The organism is Pseudomonas sp. X4, assembly GCF_040784925.1.
GTDB lineage: Bacteria > Pseudomonadota > Gammaproteobacteria > Pseudomonadales > Pseudomonadaceae > Aquipseudomonas > Aquipseudomonas putida_Z.
On record NZ_CP160798.1, the window covers coordinates 5,268,661 to 5,285,423 of the forward strand.

13 protein-coding genes are annotated in these 16,763 nt (G+C 66.1%); 7 read left to right on the top strand and 6 right to left on the bottom strand.

What is annotated here, in order from left to right; all coding sequences use genetic code 11:
• The first annotated feature begins 107 nt into the window (after positions 1-107).
• The 4 genes from ABX298_RS23390 (at position 108) to ABX298_RS23405 (ending at position 3,950) form a co-directional block, all read left to right on the top strand.
• Positions 108-1,184, top strand: a complete 1,077-nt coding sequence (locus ABX298_RS23390) for a metal-dependent hydrolase (RefSeq protein WP_367393716.1) — start codon at positions 108-110, stop codon at positions 1,182-1,184.
• A gap of 3 nt (positions 1,185-1,187) precedes the next feature.
• On the top strand, positions 1,188-1,880 hold the full coding sequence (locus ABX298_RS23395; RefSeq protein ID WP_367393717.1) for a TraX family protein: 693 nt from the start codon (positions 1,188-1,190) through the stop codon (positions 1,878-1,880).
• A 77-nt stretch (positions 1,881-1,957) separates the two neighbouring features.
• Positions 1,958-2,869, top strand: a complete 912-nt coding sequence (locus tag ABX298_RS23400) for a LysR family transcriptional regulator (protein WP_075045186.1) — start codon at positions 1,958-1,960, stop codon at positions 2,867-2,869.
• A 100-nt stretch (positions 2,870-2,969) separates the two neighbouring features.
• Positions 2,970-3,950 carry an LLM class flavin-dependent oxidoreductase gene (locus tag ABX298_RS23405; RefSeq protein ID WP_075045187.1) on the top strand — a complete coding sequence of 327 codons (981 nt, stop codon included), beginning with the start codon at positions 2,970-2,972 and terminating at the stop codon, positions 3,948-3,950.
• A gap of 146 nt (positions 3,951-4,096) precedes the next feature.
• Here the strand turns inward: ABX298_RS23405 and ABX298_RS23410 are convergent, their stop codons facing one another.
• From ABX298_RS23410 to ABX298_RS23425, 4 genes are all read right to left on the bottom strand, one after another.
• A complete protein-coding gene (locus ABX298_RS23410; protein WP_286101850.1) occupies positions 4,097-5,194 on the bottom strand; it encodes an alkene reductase in 1,098 nt (365 codons plus the stop codon).
• A 235-nt stretch (positions 5,195-5,429) separates the two neighbouring features.
• The gene (locus tag ABX298_RS23415; protein ID WP_025339051.1) at positions 5,430-6,440 is read right to left on the bottom strand and encodes an aldo/keto reductase; all 1,011 of its coding nucleotides are present in this window, start codon (positions 6,438-6,440) and stop codon (positions 5,430-5,432) included.
• A 71-nt stretch (positions 6,441-6,511) separates the two neighbouring features.
• The gene (locus tag ABX298_RS23420) at positions 6,512-8,032 is read right to left on the bottom strand and encodes an FAD-dependent oxidoreductase (protein ID WP_286919265.1); all 1,521 of its coding nucleotides are present in this window, start codon (positions 8,030-8,032) and stop codon (positions 6,512-6,514) included.
• Between the two features lie 197 nt (positions 8,033-8,229).
• Positions 8,230-9,558: an MFS transporter gene (locus ABX298_RS23425; RefSeq protein WP_367393718.1), complete on the bottom strand. Its 1,329-nt coding sequence runs from the start codon at positions 9,556-9,558 to the stop codon at positions 8,230-8,232.
• Positions 9,559-9,721: 163 nt separating this feature from the next.
• Here ABX298_RS23425 and ABX298_RS23430 point away from each other — a divergent pair, with 163 nt between their 5' ends.
• The 3 genes from ABX298_RS23430 (at position 9,722) to ABX298_RS23440 (ending at position 13,264) form a co-directional block, all read left to right on the top strand.
• Positions 9,722-10,819 carry a sugar diacid recognition domain-containing protein gene (locus ABX298_RS23430; protein ID WP_085720220.1) on the top strand — a complete coding sequence of 366 codons (1,098 nt, stop codon included), beginning with the start codon at positions 9,722-9,724 and terminating at the stop codon, positions 10,817-10,819.
• Positions 10,820-11,041: 222 nt separating this feature from the next.
• On the top strand, positions 11,042-12,181 hold the full coding sequence (locus ABX298_RS23435) for a glycerate kinase (protein WP_367393719.1): 1,140 nt from the start codon (positions 11,042-11,044) through the stop codon (positions 12,179-12,181).
• A 165-nt stretch (positions 12,182-12,346) separates the two neighbouring features.
• On the top strand, positions 12,347-13,264 hold the full coding sequence (locus ABX298_RS23440; RefSeq protein WP_223998139.1) for an SMP-30/gluconolactonase/LRE family protein: 918 nt from the start codon (positions 12,347-12,349) through the stop codon (positions 13,262-13,264).
• On the opposite strand, the gene ABX298_RS23445 is transcribed toward ABX298_RS23440, so the two are convergent.
• Both ABX298_RS23445 and ABX298_RS23450 read right to left on the bottom strand, forming a co-directional pair.
• The gene (locus ABX298_RS23445; protein ID WP_085720213.1) at positions 13,254-14,204 is read right to left on the bottom strand and encodes a site-specific integrase; all 951 of its coding nucleotides are present in this window, start codon (positions 14,202-14,204) and stop codon (positions 13,254-13,256) included. The genes ABX298_RS23440 and ABX298_RS23445 overlap by 11 nt on opposite strands.
• Before the next feature lie 214 nt (positions 14,205-14,418).
• Complete coding sequence (locus ABX298_RS23450; RefSeq protein ID WP_367393720.1) at positions 14,419-16,743, bottom strand: putative bifunctional diguanylate cyclase/phosphodiesterase; 2,325 nt, start codon at positions 16,741-16,743, stop codon at positions 14,419-14,421.
• Positions 16,744-16,763: the final 20 nt, after the last annotated feature.

Below are 16,763 nucleotides of genomic sequence, written 5' to 3' on the forward strand. Positions count from 1 at the left end.
ATGAGGCCAGTGCAGGCAGCCCGTTACAGATGCACCTTCAAGAGGAATTGCGCATTGGGCCCGGATGAAGTTAGCTTCCGGAAACCTCCCTTTCAGGAATGCCACCCTTGGACTCCATCACCCAGGCCGTACTCGGCGCGGCCCTGCAAGGTACCGTACTCGGCCGCATCCAGGGCCGCCGCTCACTGCTGTATGGTGCGGCGCTGGGCACGCTTCCCGACCTGGACGTGATCATCCGCTACGCCGACCCGGTGTCGCAGATGACCTACCACCGCGGCTTTTCTCATTCCCTGTTCGTGCTCACCGGGCTGGCCTTGCTGCTGGCCTGGCTGGTCAACAAGTGCTGGCCAGGCAAAGGCTATACCTTGCCCAGGCTGTTCCTGGCGTTCTGGCTGGTACTGGTCACCCATCCCTTGCTCGACGCCTTCACGGTCTACGGCACGCAGTTGTTCTGGCCCTTGCAGGCCACCCCGGAAAGCTGGGCCGCGGTGTTCATCATCGACCCGGTCTACACCGTGCCGCTGCTGGCCGCGGTGATCTACGCAATCATCAAGGGGCTGACCAGCAAGGCTACGCAGCTACTCACCTTGGCCCTGGTATTCAGCGCGGCCTACCTGGGTTTCGGCCTGGCCGGACGCATGGCGGCCGAGCAACGTTTCCAGGCTGCCCTCGATCGCCAGGGTATCGCCGTCAGCCAGGTACGTGCCGTGCCGATAGCCTTCAACAGCCTGGTCTGGCGGGTGCTGGCCAAGACCCCGGATGGTGATTACTACGAAGGCATCAGCAGCGGGTTCGACCAGCAAGCACCAGAAATGCAGCGTTTGCCGCGTAATCTGCAGCTGGCGCAAGCGCTGGCCGGGCACCCGTTGCACCAGCGTTTGCGCTGGTTCACCGATGACTGGCTGCGCTACGACCAGGTCGGCGATGCGCTGGTGGTCAGCGACCTGCGCATGGGCATCCCGGGGAACTACACGTTCCGCTTCAACATGGCCCATCGTGACAGCCAGGGGCACTGGATTGCCGATGTGCCGTCGATGTGGAAGGGCGCTGGCCCCGGGGCGGCGTTCAACGGCGACGACCTGATGCTGATCTGGCGACGGATCGTCGAGCAGCAGCCACCTTTGCCGCTGGCTGCCTGGACCGACCGTTACCTGGGGCCTGCCACAGTCGAGCCCGGGCGCTGAGGCATGCGCTCAGCCGGGCTGGACCTGGTCAAGTGGACGGCGATGCTGACCATGGTCGCCGACCACCTGCGTTTCCTGTGGCCTGCTGCCGATGGCCTGTTCGTACTTGGCCGGTTGGCGTTTCCGCTGTTCTGCCTGGCCATTGCAGTGAATGTGGGGCGTGCCAGAGGCGGGGCGCTGTATACCCGCGGCAGCCTGCGTTATCTGGGGTTGATGCTGGTGTTCGCGGTGCTGTCGGAGCCTGTATACCGTTGGCTGGACAGTGGTTCGCCAACGTTCAGCGTGATGCCGACCCTGGTGTTGGGGTTGCTGGTTGCCTGGGGCGTGCATCATCCGTCGAGGTCGGCGCGCGTGCTTGGCGTTGCCGGTCTGCTTGCAGGGTGGTTGTTCAGCGAACAGCTGATGTACGGGTTGTCGGGGGTGATGCTGCCGGGCGCCTGGTTGATGGCCCGCCGCAAGGGAGGGGCGGCCTGGGTGTTGCCTTGCCTGTTGGCCATGGGTGGGAACCTGACCAACAGTTGGTTGCGGGAACATCTGTTGGCGCCCATTACCGTGCTGACGCTGATTGCTGCAGCCTTGGCCATTCCGGTCGGGTTGCTGTTGCTGCGTCATGATGATTGGCGGGTGCCAGCAGTGGGGCGTTGGGGCTACCTGTTCTATCCCGTGCATTTATTGGTGATCAAGGTTTTCGCTTGATCGCTCTCGACGGTCCTGCTTGCATTTCACAAATCCATACCCATCTAAACCGGCCGCACCAGACTCAGGAACCCCCCATGGAACCCAACCGCTTCGGCGACATCGCCGCCTTCGTCAGCGCCGCGAAGGCCGGCAGTTTTACCGCCGCCGCCGCCACCTTGGGCCTGACGCGCTCGGCGGTGGGCAAGAGCATCGCTCGCCTGGAGGCGCGCATGGCCGTGCGCCTGCTCAACCGTACCACGCGCAAGCTGAGCCTGACCGACGAGGGCCTGGTGGCCTACGAGCGCTGGCGGCAGATTCTGGATGACCTGGACGAGGTGGAAAGCACCATGGCCCAGCGCCGGGGCAAGCCCACCGGCACCCTGCGCCTGACAGCACCCCTGTCGTTCGGCCAGCGCCATGTGCTGCCGATTCTCGACCGCTACCTGAAGCAGTGGCCCGAGCTGCGCGCGGATATCCGCTTCACCGACCGTTTCGTCGACCTGGTCGAGGAGGGTATCGACGTTGCGGTGCGTATCGGCGCACCGAAGGAAGACTCGCAACTGTTGACGCGCACGGTGGCCTGGCAGCAGTTCGTCACCTGCGCCTCGCCCGCATACCTGGACGCACGCGGCGTACCGCAGGTGCCCGGCGACCTCTACGGCCACGACAAGATCGCCTTCCTGGCCGGTGAAAAGGCCATGCCGTGGCGCTTCCATACCGAAGCGGGGCTGCACCTGTGCGAAGACCCCGGGCGGCTGAACATCGACAGCTCCGAGGCGATGCTCGAAGGCGCGCGGGCGGGTTTCGGGCTGATTCACCTGCCCACCTACATTACCGGCGACGACCTGCGTGCCGGCACCCTGGTGGAGGTGCTGCAAGCCTATCGGCCGCCAGCAGACCCGATTCGCATCGTCTACCCAAGCAAGCGCCACCTGTCGCCACGGGTACGCGGCTTCATCGACCTGCTGGTAGCCAGCTGGGAACCGGGCGTGCCCTGGGAATACTGATTGGGGAATGGCAGGCCCCTATGCCGGGCCTGAAGCCGGGTTTATCACTGGCTGCGCAGCAGGGAAACTGGCAGTCACTGATAATCCCTGTGGAGACCCCATGACTGCACTGTCCGTACTGGACCTGGTCATGATCGGCGAAGGCAAGACCTTCGCCGACGCGATCGAAGAGTCCCGCCAACTGGCGCGCCATGTCGAGCAACAGCACTACAGCCGCTACTGGATCGCCGAACACCACGACATGCCGGGCATCGGCTCGGCCGCCACGTCACTGGTCATCAACGAAATCGCCAACGCCACCCGGCATATCCGCGTCGGCGCCGGTGGCATCATGCTGCCCAATCACGCGCCGCTGGTGATAGCCGAGCAGTTCGGCACGCTCGACACCCTGCACCCGGGCCGCATCGACCTGGGCCTCGGCCGTGCGCCGGGCAGCTCCGGGCCGACCGTGCGCGCCTTGCGTGGTGCTGCGCCAGAGCGCGACTTCAGCCAGGACATCGCCGAGCTGCGCGACTACCTGGCCGACAACGGCCAGCGCCGCGTGCGCGGCGTGCCGGGCAAGCATGACATCCCGGTGTGGATCCTCGGCTCCAGCCTGTTCGGCGCCGACCTGGCAGCGAAACTGGGCTTGCCCTATGCCTTCGCCTCGCACTTTGCCCCGCGCTACCTGCTGCAGGCCATTGCCCACTACCGGGCCAACTTCCAGCCTTCGGCACAACTGGCCAAGCCGTATGTGATGGTGGGCATGAACCTGTTCGCCGCCGACAGCGACGCCGAGGCAGATTACCTGGCCAGCTCCCATCGCAAGTGGATGCTGGACCTGCATGTCGGGCGCTTCGGCCTGCTGCCCAAGCCGCAGGAGGGTTATGTCGAAAGCCTGCCGGACCATGAACGCGCGGTACTCGAGCAGGTGATGGCCTGCACCGTGGCCGGCGGGCCGGAGCGGGTAAGGGAAGGGTTGCGCACGCTGATCGAGCAGACCGGGGCGGATGAACTGATGATCGACTGCCGCATCCACGACCCGCTGGCGCGGCAGCGTTCGCATGCCTATGCCGCGCAGGCCCTGGCGCAGCTGGGTTAAAGCTACCGGCCTCTTCGCGGGTGACCCCGCTCCCACAGGATCACCACAGACTTGAACTTTGTGGGATCCCTGTGGGAGCGGGTTCACCCGCGAAGAGGCCGGCACAGGCAACAAAAAAGGGAGCCCATGAGCTCCCTCTTTCAGCATCAAGCCTGCTTGAGGAACGGATAATCCGTATACCCCTCAGCCCCATTGGCATAGTCGAACTGCGCCCGGTGCGCATTCAACGGCGCCTGCACCCGCAGCCGCTCTACCAGGTCCGGGTTGGCAATGAAGCTGCGCCCGAACGCTACGGCATCGATCAAGCCACGCCCGATCAGGTCTTCACCTTTCTCGGCGGTGTAGGCACCGGCAGCAATGATCACCCCCGGGTAGGCCGCACGAATCGCCTGGCGGAACTCGTCACGCAGCGGCTTGCCGCCAGCCCAGTCCGGTTCGGACAGGTGCAGGTAGGCAAGGTTGCGCTTGGCCAGTTCGCGGATCAGGTACAGGCCTGCGGCTTCCTGGTCCTCGCCATTGTCCACGCCATTGAAACCACCCAGCGGGAACACACGGATGCCCACGCGCTCGGCGCTCCAGCTCGCAATCGCCGCGTCCACTGCTTCAAGCACGATACGCGCCCGGTTCTCGACGCTGCCGCCGTAGCGGTCTTCGCGTTGGTTGGCGCTCGGGGTGAGGAACTGGTGCAGCAGGTAGCCGTGGGCGGCGTGCAGCTCGATGAAGTCGAACCCGGCTTCACGGGCGTTGGCCGCCGCCTGGCCGAAGTCGGCAACGATGCCGGCGATTTCCGCCTCGCTCAGCGCCCGCGGCGCAGAGGTTTCCACACGCATCAGGTTGCCGTGCTCGTCACGCAGGGTAGTGCGGGCAGCGGCCGGCAGCGCCGAAGGTGCCACCGGTGCTTCGCCGCCGGGTTGCAGGGAAGTGTGCGATACCCGCCCGGTGTGCCACACCTGCACGGCGCTATGGCCGCCATCGGCGTGGATGCCTTCGTTGACACGTTTCCAGGCGGCGATCTGCTCGGCGCTGTGGATGCCTGGCGAGCCGGAATAGCCTTTGGCCTGGAAGGAAATCTGCGTGGCTTCGGTGATGATCAGCCCGGCGCTGGCGCGTTGGCGGTAGTACTCGGCCATCAGCGAGGTAGGTACGTCACCCGGCTCGAGGCTGCGCAGGCGGGTGAGGGGGGCCATGAACACGCGGTTGGGCAGGGTGAGCGGGCCGACTTTCAGGGGTTGCAAGAGTTTCATTGCTGCTCCAGAGGTGGAAAACCAATGGTGCGCACGATACCGAGGTGATTGGGGAAAGGGGGGACCGGGAGCCCGGCATTGGGCTCCCCAATGATTTGTTCCAGCAGCTTGGATGTCGCCTGTTCCGGCCTCTTCGCGGGTAAACCCGCTCCCACAGGGGTTGCACAGGCCCTGAAGGCATAGGTGATCCTGTGGGAGCGGGTTTACCCGCGAAGAGGCCAGAACAGGAGTACGATCAGCTACGGGCCAACCGTCCACTCACATAGTGCGCCACATCATTGAACCCCGGCGTCGACGCATGCCCCGGCGTGACCAGCGAATCAATGAACGCTTCATCCTCCGCCGTAATCTTCACCGCCAGCGCGCCGCCATAGGTATCCCACTGTTCTTCCGTCCGCGGCCCGACAATCGCCGAACTGACCAGCCGGTTGTTCAGCACCCAGGCAATCGCGAACTCGACGATACCCACGCCCTTGGCCTCCACATAGGCCTGGATCTGCCGGGCAATGGCCAGCGACTCCTGGCGCCATTCCACCTCCATGATGCGCTTGTCCTGGCGCCCGGCACGGCTACCGGCATCCGGCACCGCCCCCGGCGCATACTTGCCGCTGAGCACGCCCCGCGCGAGCGGGCTGAACGGCACCACGCCCAGGCCATGGGCGCCGGCTGCGGTGAGTTGCTCCGGCTCGGCCTGGCGGTTGACGATGTTGTACAGCGGCTGGCTCACCACTGGCCTGGGCACGCCCAGGCGCTCGGCAATGTGGCAGGCCTCGGCGATGCGCCAGCCGCGGAAGTTGGACACGCCCCAGTAGCGGATCTTGCCTTGGCGCAGCAGGTCGCCGATGGCCTGCACGGTTTCTTCCAGCGGCACCTTGTGGTCTTCGCGGTGCAGGTAGTAGATGTCCAGGTAGTCCATGTCCATGCGCGTCAGCGTGGCCTCCAGGGCATTGAAGATGTGCTTGCGCGACAGCCCGCTGCGGTTGGGCAGGCCATCGGCCGGGCCGAAGCCCACCTTGCTGGCCACGATCCAGTCCTGGCGATGGCGGGCCACCGCTTCGCCGACGATTTCCTCCGCGCGCCCGGCGTTGTACACGTCTGCGGTGTCGATGAAGTTGATGCCCTGGTCCCAGGCCTTGTCGATGATGCGCAGGGCGTCCTCGGTGCTGGTCTGCTCGCCGAACATCATGCTGCCCAGGGTAAGGGCGGAAACCTGCAGGCCACTGTGGCCGAGGGGGCGGTAGATCATGCGCTTGGGTCCTTGTGCAGTCGGCTGATCTACCCGTTTTACACACAACCGGGGCGCAATGAAAGGCAGCCTCAACCGATCAGCGCCAAGGCCTCCTGCAAGGTCAACGGGCGCTTCAGGCGTTGCGACAACGTCGCCATGGCATCGGAATAGCCCTTGGCGATGACCGCCTCGACCCGCTCATCCACGCATTGCAAGGCGATGAAGTCGCCTTTTTCCGGCTCGCCGACGAACTCGATGCGGTTCCAGTCCCGCGCGTGGCCCAGTACTTCGTAGGTGCGGCCGTGCTGGTAGGTCCAGAAGAACGGCACATCGGCATAGCGGCGCTGCTCGCCGAGCATGTTGGCGGCGGCGATCACCCCATGTTGCTGGGCCAGGCGCCAGTGTTCGATACGCACCGGGCGCCCGCTGAGCGGGAAGGTGGCGATATCCCCTGCGGCCCACAGGCCATCTGCAGCGCGCATTTCAGCGTCGACTTGCACCGACTTGTCTTCGGTCAGCAGCACCCCCTGGATGAAAGCGGTCGCCGGTCTGACCCCGGTGCCCAGCAGCACCAATGGCGTCTGTAGCCGTTCACCGTTGGCCAGCAGCACGGCCTCGACCTTGCCCTGGCCCTCGATCCGCTCGACCTCGGTGGGGCCGTGGAAGGTGACCCCCTTGCGTTCGTGCAACTCGCGGATGCTACGGCCGATGCGCTCGCCCAGTTGCCGGGCCAGGGGGACCTCATGGCGGGTGACCAGGTGCACCTGCACACCGTACTTGCGCAAGGCCGAGGCGGCCTCAAGGCCGATGAAACCGTCGCCGACTATCACTGCCGGCTGGCCGGGCTCGGCAGCGTCCAGCAGGTGCGCGGCATCCTCCCGTGAGCGCAGGGTAAATACCCCGGGCAGGTCGACGCCCGGGATGTCGGGCCGCAGCGCCTTCCCGCCGGTGGCCAGCAGGCAGGCGTCATAGTCGATCTGCTGGCCGTCGGCCAGGGTGATCTGGCGCTTCTGCGTGTTCAGGGTGCGCACCTTGCCATGCTTGCGCTCCAGCTGGCCCTTGCGCAGGGCGTCTGCGTCGAGCAGGGCCGGCACCTCATCGGGCGGCATCTGCCCGGCGATCACGAATTTGCTGAGGGAAGTACGATCGTAGGCTGGCTGGCGCTCCTGATCGACCCAGACCAGGCGGCCGGCAAAGCCATGGGCCAGCAGGGTGGCGACTGCGGCGCTGCCCGCGGCACCGGCGCCGACCACCACGAAACAGCGGGCGTCGCTGTGGCGGGGCGGCTCGGTTCTGGGCAGGGGTTGGTCGTCGACCCAGACCTCGTCGCCCTTGACCCAGGTTTTGTAGCGGCGCAGGTCGGCCAGGGCCGGCGGCTCGCAGACCGCGCCCTCGTCCACGGCGAACGCGGCCTTGTGCCAGGGGCACACCAGCAGGCCGCCGCACACCACGCCTTCATTGAGTGGCGCGCCTTCGTGGGGGCAGTTGCCCTGGTAGGCGTGCACCTGGTCGCCCTGGCGGATGAGGATGATCTCCTCGTTGCCGGCCTGGACGCGCAGGGGGCGGTGTTCGTCGAGTTGGGCCAGGCGGGCCACGGCGTGCTGGGTCATGGGGGTTCTCCAAAGGGACCTTTGGAACCATTTGACGCCTGGGCTGGGGAGGGGATGCGTTGAGCTGACGATCGGTGGAGGGTGGGGATTGTGTGTGGTCTGGGCGGGCCTCTTCGCGGGTGAACCCGCTCCCACATGGATCCCACAATCTTCAAGTTGGTGGTGATCCTGTGGGAGCGGGTTTACCCGCGAATGCCTCAACTGGCCCTTGCAGTACTCAGCGCACCAGCCCGGGTAACCCGCAAGGCCACCAGGCTACCCAGCACGATCAACGCCGCCAGCGAATACAGCGCGGCATCGGTCGAGCCGGTCTGGTCCTTGATGAAACCGACCAGGTACGGGCTGAGGAAACCGGCCATCTGGCCCACCGAGTTGATGATCGCCAGGCCGGCGACAGCCGCGCCGGCGCTGAGCAGCGCGGTGGGCATCGGCCAGAACATCGGCAGGCCGGTGAGCGCGCCCATGGTGGCGATCGACAGGCCGAGGATGGCGATGGCCGGGGTGCCGGCGAAGTTCACCGCAATCAGCAGGCCGATGGCGCCCATCAGCATCGGCACCACAAGATGCCAGCGGCGCTCGTTGCGCAGGTCGGCCGAACGCCCGCACAGGATCATGAACACGCCGGCCAGCAGGTACGGGATGGCGCTGAGCCAGCCGATCAGCAGCGGGTTGTCGAAGCCCATGTTCTTGATGATCGACGGCAGCCAGAAGTTGATCGCGTACACACCGCTCTGGATGCAGAAGTAGACAAAGCCGAAGGTCCAGATCAGCGGGTTGGTCAGCACGGCGAGCACGCCGTCGCCGGTGGTGCTCGGCTTGCTGGCGGCATCGGCCTCGAGGTCGGCGGCGATCAGCTGGCGTTCGGCCGGGCTCAGCCAGGCGGCTTTCTGGTAGCCGTCACTGAGCAGGAACACCGCCAGTACACCCAGGGCAACGGTCGGCAGGCCCTGGATCAGGAACATCCATTGCCAGCCGGCCAGGCCGTGCTGGCCGGCGGCGAAGTGTTGGAGGATCCAGCCGGAGAACGGCCCGCCGAGCAGGCCCGAAACCGGGATCGCCGACATGAACAGGGCCATGATGCGACCGCGGCGTGCCGCCGGGAACCAGCGCGAAAGGTACAGCACCACGCCTGGGAAGAAGCCGGCTTCGGCGGCGCCGGTCAGCAGGCGCAGGGCGTAGAACTCGGTGGGCGTGGTGACGAACAGCAGGCAGGTGGAGAGGCTGCCCCAGGCGATCATCATCAGCGCGATCCAGCGCCGCGGGCCGAAGCGGTTGAGCGCCAGGTTGCTCGGCAGGCCGCAGAGCACATAGCCGATGAAGAAGATGCCGGCGCCAAGGCCGTACACCGTTTCGCTGAACTTCAGGGCGTCGAGCATCTGCAGCTTGGCAAAGCCGACGTTGACGCGGTCCAGGTAGTTGAACAGGTAGCAGATGAAAATGAACGGAATCAGCCGCAGGGTGATGCGCCGGTACAGCGCGTTGCGGGTGGTGTCCGTGCCTTGGTCAGGGGCGGGGCTGTATGCCATGATCGGGTTCTCTGTTGTTATGGTTGTCGCCGCGTCGCCTGTTCCGGCGCTCGCCCTGACGAGTCTCGGGGACTGCGGCGTGCCTGTCTTTGTGCTTTTGCACAGCACTTGCACCGGGCTGCTGTGCCCGAGCCCAAATCCCTGACACCCAAAGGACCGCTCAATGTTCGAACTCGACCATGACCTGGCGCAGGATATCGTTGACCGCGCGATGGCCATTCTGCCATGCAACGTCAATGTCATGGACAGCCAGGGGTTGATCCTCGGCAGTGGCGAACCTGAGCGTATCAACACCCGCCACGAGGGTGCGCAACTGGTGCTGGCCAACGGCCGCATCGTCGAACTGGATACGGACGCTGCCAAGTGCCTGAAGGGCGTGCAGCCCGGGGTGAACCTGCCGCTGATGCTGGATGGCCGATTGATGGGCGTACTCGGCCTTACCGGTGATCCGCAGCAAGTGCGCACTTATGGCGAGCTGGTGCGCATGACCGCCGAAATGCTGCTGGCCCAGCGCCATTTGCAGGCCGACCAGCAATGGCGACGGCAGCGCTGTGACGATTTGCTGGCCCTGCTGCTGGGCGGCAGCGGCGATTCCCCCCGGTTGCTCGACGAGGCCCGGCAACTGGGCCTCAAGCCCCAGCTGCCGCGGGTACCGTGCCTGTTCGAGCTGGCCTCGGGGCCAGCCGCCGAAACCCTGGCGGCATGGTTGATGAGCCGCTACCCGGACAGTTGGTGCGTAAGCCCGGCCCGCCAGTCGTTGTTGTGGTGTCGCCCGGCAGGTGTGGCGCTGGACGAACCTCGCCTGCTGGAACGCCTACAGCGCCATGGCTGGGACGTGGAGCGGCTGGCCCTGGGCAGTGTCGCGCAAAGCCTGGAGCAACTGCGCCGGGGTTATCGCCGGGTGCGCGACCTGTTGGCCTATGGGCGCGAGGTACTGCCCGGCGAGCGCTTGCTCAGCCTGCAGCGCTACCGGTTGCCGGCATTGTTGTGGCGGCATCGCAACGATGATGCGCTGGATGAATTGCTGGAGCCGTTGCAACGTATTCGCAGCAAGGACAACAGCGGGCAATTGCTCACCACCCTGCGCGCCTGGTGTGCCCATGACGGCCAGAGCCAGGCCTGTGCCGATGCCCTGGGCATCCACCGCAACAGCTTGCGCTACCGCCTGGAGCGGATTGCCGAGCTGGGCGAGGTCGACCCGCTGCGCATGGAAGGGATGCTTAGCCTGTACCTGGGGTTGCAGCTGCTGCCTGCCGACTGAAGGGCCGCCTGCCCCGGCCCTATCGCCGGCAAGCCAGCTCCCACAGGATGCATGCTGCTCTCAGGCCTGTGTTGAACCTGTGGGCGCTGGCTTGCCGGCGATAGGGCCAGTGCAGGTGAAAGGCATCTGCCCAAACAACCCGCCCGGCGTTTTGTGCATTTGACCGAGGCCACCTTTGCGGCCACCTGTCAGCATGCCGCTCATCAGGACAGGAGAAACCCCATGAAGATCGTCATTGCCCCCGACTCGTTCAAGGACAGCCTCGACGCCGCCGGTGTCGCCCGTGCCATCGCGGCGGGCCTGGCCGAGGCCTGGCCGGAGGCCGAGCTGGTCGAGTGCCCGATGGCCGACGGTGGCGAAGGCACCATGGATGCGATTCTTGCCGCCAGCCACGGCGAGCTGCGTCGTCAGACAGTGCGCGGGCCGTTGGGGCAAAGCGTGGAGGCGGGCTGGGGCTGGCTGCCGCAAAGCCGCACGGCGATCATCGAAATGGCCCAGGCCAGTGGCCTGCAACTGGTGCCCACTGGCCGCCGCGATGCCTGCCGCAGCAGCACCTGGGGTACCGGCGAGCTGATTGCCGCCGCCCTGGCCGCGGGCGCGCAAAGGGTAGTGCTGGCTATCGGTGGCAGTGCCACCAACGACGCGGGTAGCGGCATGTTGCGGGCGCTGGGCCTGCGCCTGCTGGACGCCGACGGGCAAGCGCTGGAAGAGGGCGGCCTGGCCTTGGCCAAGCTGGCCCGCATCGATGCCAGCGACCTTGACCCGCGCCTGGCCGAGGTGCAGTTCGAAGTCGCGGCAGACGTCGACAACCCGCTGTGTGGCGCCAACGGCGCATCGGCGATCTTCGGCCCGCAGAAGGGCGCCAACCCACAGCAGGTGCAGGCGCTGGACCAGGCCCTGGGGCATTTTGCCGACCATTGTGCGCAACTGCTGGGTGAGGATGTGCGGGACTACCCAGGCTGTGGCGCTGCTGGTGGCATGGGGTTCGCAGCCCGGGCCTTCATGGGCGCGCAATTCCGCCCTGGGGTGGAAGTGGTGGCCGAACTGGCCGGCCTGGATGCCATGGTGCAAGGTGCAGACCTGGTAGTGACCGGCGAAGGGCGCTTCGACGCCCAGACCTTGCGTGGCAAGACGCCGATGGGGGTGGCTCGGGTTGCCAAGCGCCATGGGGTGCCGGTGGTGGTGCTGGCCGGCACCTTGGGTGAAGGCTACCAGCAGCTGTATGCCCATGGCGTCGACGCTGCCTTTGCCTTGGCCAGCGGGCCGATGAGCCTGGAGCAGGCTTGTGCCAATGCTGCTGAGCTGCTGCGGGCGCGGGCTTGTGATATCGGGCGGCTGTGGCGCTGCGCAACGCGAACTTGATCGACCACTGCAGTCTGCCGCACCCCGCGCTTGGTCATTGATTTTTTTGTTGTTATCGTAGAAAGGAGAATCGAAGGTAGCCAGCAAATGCCCGTCACAGAGCCTTTCCACGATAACGTTGCGGTCTTTACCGATGCCGCACAGGGCCTGGGACTGGCCTGTTCCATGACGCTGGCGGAGGTGGGCGAGTTGCGCAACCGCCTCAAGGCATGCCGCTACGTGCCAGTCAACGTCGCCAGCACCCGCGCCGACCTGGGCGAAAGCCTGGTCTGGGATGAAGGCAGCGGCGCGTTGTACTTTGTCGATATCTCCGGCGGGCGAATCAACCGCCTGACGCCTGATGGCCAGGCCGAGTGCCTGTACGAATCCGCGGCACGCATTGGTGCGCTGGCGCTGACCGACCAGGGCAACCTGATTTTCACCGAAGACGCCAGCGTGGCCATCTTCGACGTGTCGCTGCGCAAGGTGCGCCGGCATTCGGTGTCGGTTCACCCGCGGTCGACCTACCGTTTCAACGACGGCGCCTGCGACCCGCAGGGCCGATTCGTGACCGGGCTGATGGACGATGCCCTGACCGGCAACACCGGGGCACTGTTCCGCTTTGACGGGCAGTTGAATGATCAGGTGATCCACGACGACATGGCGTTGCCCACCGGCCTGGCCTGGTCGCAGGACGGCCACACGGTGTACTTCGTGGACTCGGCGGCGCGCTCGATCTACCGCGCCAGTTACCTGGCCGAAGGCCGGCTTGGCGCGGTCACTCTGTTTGCCGAAACCCCTGCCGAACTGGGGCGGCCGGACGGCCTTGCGCTGGACCGTGACGGCGGCCTGTGGGTGTGCCAGTACCATGGCAGTTGCCTGTTACGCTATGACCGCCATGGCCACCTCACCGACCAGGTACTGATGCCAGTGCCGTGCCCCACCAGTTGCTGCTTCGGTGGGGAGGGGATGAATACCTTGTTCATCAGCACCGCGCGCTTGGGCATGAGTGCCGAAGACTTGCAGCATTACCCCGACGCTGGCGACCTCTATGCCATCAACCCGGAAATTGGCGGCATCGCCCGTCACACCTTCAAGGAATAAGCTTTTGCGCCTGGCTGGCCGGTAGCACGGCCAGTTCGCCAAAGCGCTGCGCCGCGTCGATGTAGCGCAACGCCGACTTCGCGTCTTTCCAGCCCACATAGCTCATCAGCGCCTTCAGCTCCCAACCGTTGGCCGTGGCCCAGGTGGCAAAACCTCGGCGCAGCGAGTGCCCGGTATACAGCGCCGCCGGTACCCCGGCGCGCTCCAGCATGCGCCGCAGCAGGCCGACCAGGCTGTTGCTGTTGAGCGCGGTGTCGCCGAGGTTGCCCCAGCGGTCGAGCTTGCGGAACACCGGCCCATGGGCGATGCCGGCGACTTCCAGCCATTGCAGGTAGGCCGTGACCGGGCACAAGGCCTTGAGGGCCGGGGTGCGATGCTGTACGCCCAGGGCTTCGCGGTCGCCCTTGCTGCGTGGCAGGAACAGGGTGATGCCGACGCCGGCCTCGGCCTGGATGTGCTCCACGCGCAGGCGAGCCAGTTCATCACCCCGAAAACCGCGCCAGAAGCCCAGCAATAGCAGCGCAGCGTCGCGACGCGCCCGGCGCAGGGAGGCCAGGTCATGCTGTTCCCGGGCCTGGCGGGCTTCTTCTTCGAAGCATTGCACTGCGCTTTGCAGGTGCTGCAGCAACAGCGGCGCCGCCTGCCTGGGCGGTGTCGGGTGCAAGGTGCGGATGCCGCGCAGCACCTGGCGCACCAGCGGCGCCTTGGTCGGGTCGGGGAAACCTTGGGCGACGTGCCATTGGCTGAGCGCCGCCAGGCGCTGGCGCAGGGTGCTGACGGCATGTTGGTCGGCGTGGTCGGCCAGGTAGCGGGTGATGCTCTCGGCCGTGGCCGGGAGAAAACCGCCCCAGTGGGTTTCGAAATGCTCGATGGCGGCCTGGTAGCTGCGCCGGGTGTTGTCACGGGTGGCGGCGCGGAGGTAGCGCTCGATGTCGGTCATGGTGCGGGTGCAAGTGGATGATGGGCACACGATAAACCGAAATGGATTGCCTGTCCTGGCTGCGATGCTGGCGGGATTGTCGGGGGCGCTTTGCGCCCCTTTCGCGACACAAGGCCGCTCCCACAGGGTTGCGCTGCCTGCAGGTCCAGCGCTGTACCTGTGGGAGCGGCCTTGTGTCGCGATGGGCTGCGAAGCAGCCCCGATCTGGCTTGCGTTACACGCAGGCCTTGTCCTCGACACCGTTGAAGAGCGGGTAGTCACGCAACTGCGCCGGCGACAGTGGCCGGCTGAAGTGGTAGCCCTGGGCGATATCGCAGCCGGCAAGCTTCAGGCACACCACTTGTTCGCGGGTTTCCACGCCTTCGGCCACCACTTCCAGGCCCAGGCGTTTGGCAAGGATGATGGTGGACGACACGATCGGGCTGTCGTCGTGGCTGTTGGAAAGCGGCGCAATCAGCGAGCGGTCGATCTTCAGTTTGCTCAGCGGCAGCGAGTGCAGGTGGGCGAATCCGGCGTAGCCGCGGCCGAAATCGTCCAGGCTGATGCCCAGGCCAGCGTCGCGCAGGGTGTGCAGGTGCGCCACCGCCGTGCCTTCGGGGTCGAGGATGGTGGTTTCGGTGATTTCCAGCTCCAGCTGCTGCGGGGCGATGGCGTACTGCTGCAGTTTGCTCAATAGCCGTGCAGCGAAGTCCGCCTGGCGTAGCTGCAGGGCGGATACATTGACCGCCAGCCGTGTCTCCCGGCCCTGGGCGTGCCAACTCGACAAGGCCTCGCAGGCCAGGCGCAGCACCTCCCAGCCCAGTTCGACAATGAAGCCGCTGCGTTCGGCAAGGTCAATGAACCGGTCCGGGTACAGCAGGCCGAACTCGGGGTGGTCCCAGCGCACCAGCGCTTCGTAGCCCAGCACCTGCTGGGTGTCGAGGCGGATCTGTGGCTGGTAGTGCAGCACGAACTGGCGCTCGGCCAGGGCGCTGCCGAAGGCCTGTTCGAGGGTGAAGGCGTGGATGTCGGCCAGGTTCAGCGACGGGTCGAAGAAACGGTACTGGGCGCGCCCGGCCTGCTTGGCCGAGTACATCGCGGCATCAGCACTGCGGATCAGGCTGTCGATGTCCTGGCCATCGCGCGGGCAGATGCTCACGCCCACGCTGGGGCTGGTGTTGACCTCCTGGCCGTCCAGCGCGTAGGTGGCCGACAGCTTCTGCACCAGTACGCGGACCCAGGCATTGATCTGTTCCTCGCTGCGCTCGCCGGCCAGCAGCACCACGAACTCGTCGCCACCAAAGCGCGAAGCCTCGTCGCCTGGCTCCAGCAGACGCTGGATACGCCCGGCCACGGCCTGCAGCAGCAGGTCGCCGATCTTGTGCCCGAGCGAGTCGTTGATCGACTTGAAGCGGTCCATGTCGATGAACAGGATCGCCATCAGCCGGCGCTTGCCGCGTTGCCGGGTCAGCGCCTGGCCGGCCACCTCGACGAACTGGCGCCGGTTGTGCAGGCCGCTGAGGTGGTCGGTGGCCGCGGCATGGCTGCTGCGCCGGTGTTCGTCCTCGAGGCGGCCGATCAACTGCTGGTTGACCTGCTGCGCCTGTTCCAGCGCGTTGAAGGCCTCCTGGCGCTTGCGCAACAGGCGCAAGGTCCACAGCAGGCTGGCGAGGATCATCAGGGTCATGCTCAGGTTCAGCCAGAACTGCCGGGAATAGGCCAGCGTCGAAGGCGCGAGGATTTCGTCCTGGCGCTGGCTGACCACCACGCTGAAACCCCGCTCGGGCAGGCGCCGGTACAGGCTTTGGTACGGGTCGCCGGCCGCGTACTGGGTCAGCATGCCTGCTTCACTGCCGCTGTCCGGCAGCCCGGGCAGCAGGGCGTCGCCGGCCACCACCACGCCGCTGCTATCGATGCGCAACCGCTCCAGGCCGTCATCCTGCAACAGGCGCACCAGCCCGCTGCTGCCCAGGTCGATGTGCTGTAGCAGCACCGCCAGGTAGCCGATGTCCAGCTGCACCACCAGGATATTGTCGATTTCGCGGCCGGGCAGGTTGGTCAGCGGCAGCAGGAAGGGCAGGTGCCAGTTGGGCAGGGTGGCCGGTTGGCCGGGGGGCTGCACGCTGGGCAGGAACGGTTTGAAACCGTAGCGGGCAACGTGCCGTTGCAGCTGGCGCAGCCAGTCTTCGGGCAGTTCGGCGGCTTCTTCGGCATGGCTGGCCGACAACAGCCGGCCTTGCCGGTCATACAGGCTCATGCGCTTGAATACCGGGTCTTCGGCAAGCATCCGCGCCAGGCTGACGCTGCCCTGGCGCAGCACCTTCATGTCGTCCTGGGTGACCCGGCCCACGGCTTGGGCGCGATCCACCAGCTGGCGCAGGCTCTCGCCGACGATACTGGCCAGGTTCAGGTGCTCGGCGGCCTTGGCCGACAGCGCGTCCTGGCGGGCGGCGGCCTTCTGCGAAACGTGCAGCCCCCAGAGAAAGGCCAGGGTGGCTGCACAGAGCATCAGGATCAGCAGCCGCAGAAGGCTGGCGGATGAAAGCGAACGGCGAATCACTGCTGATAGTTCCCGACCCT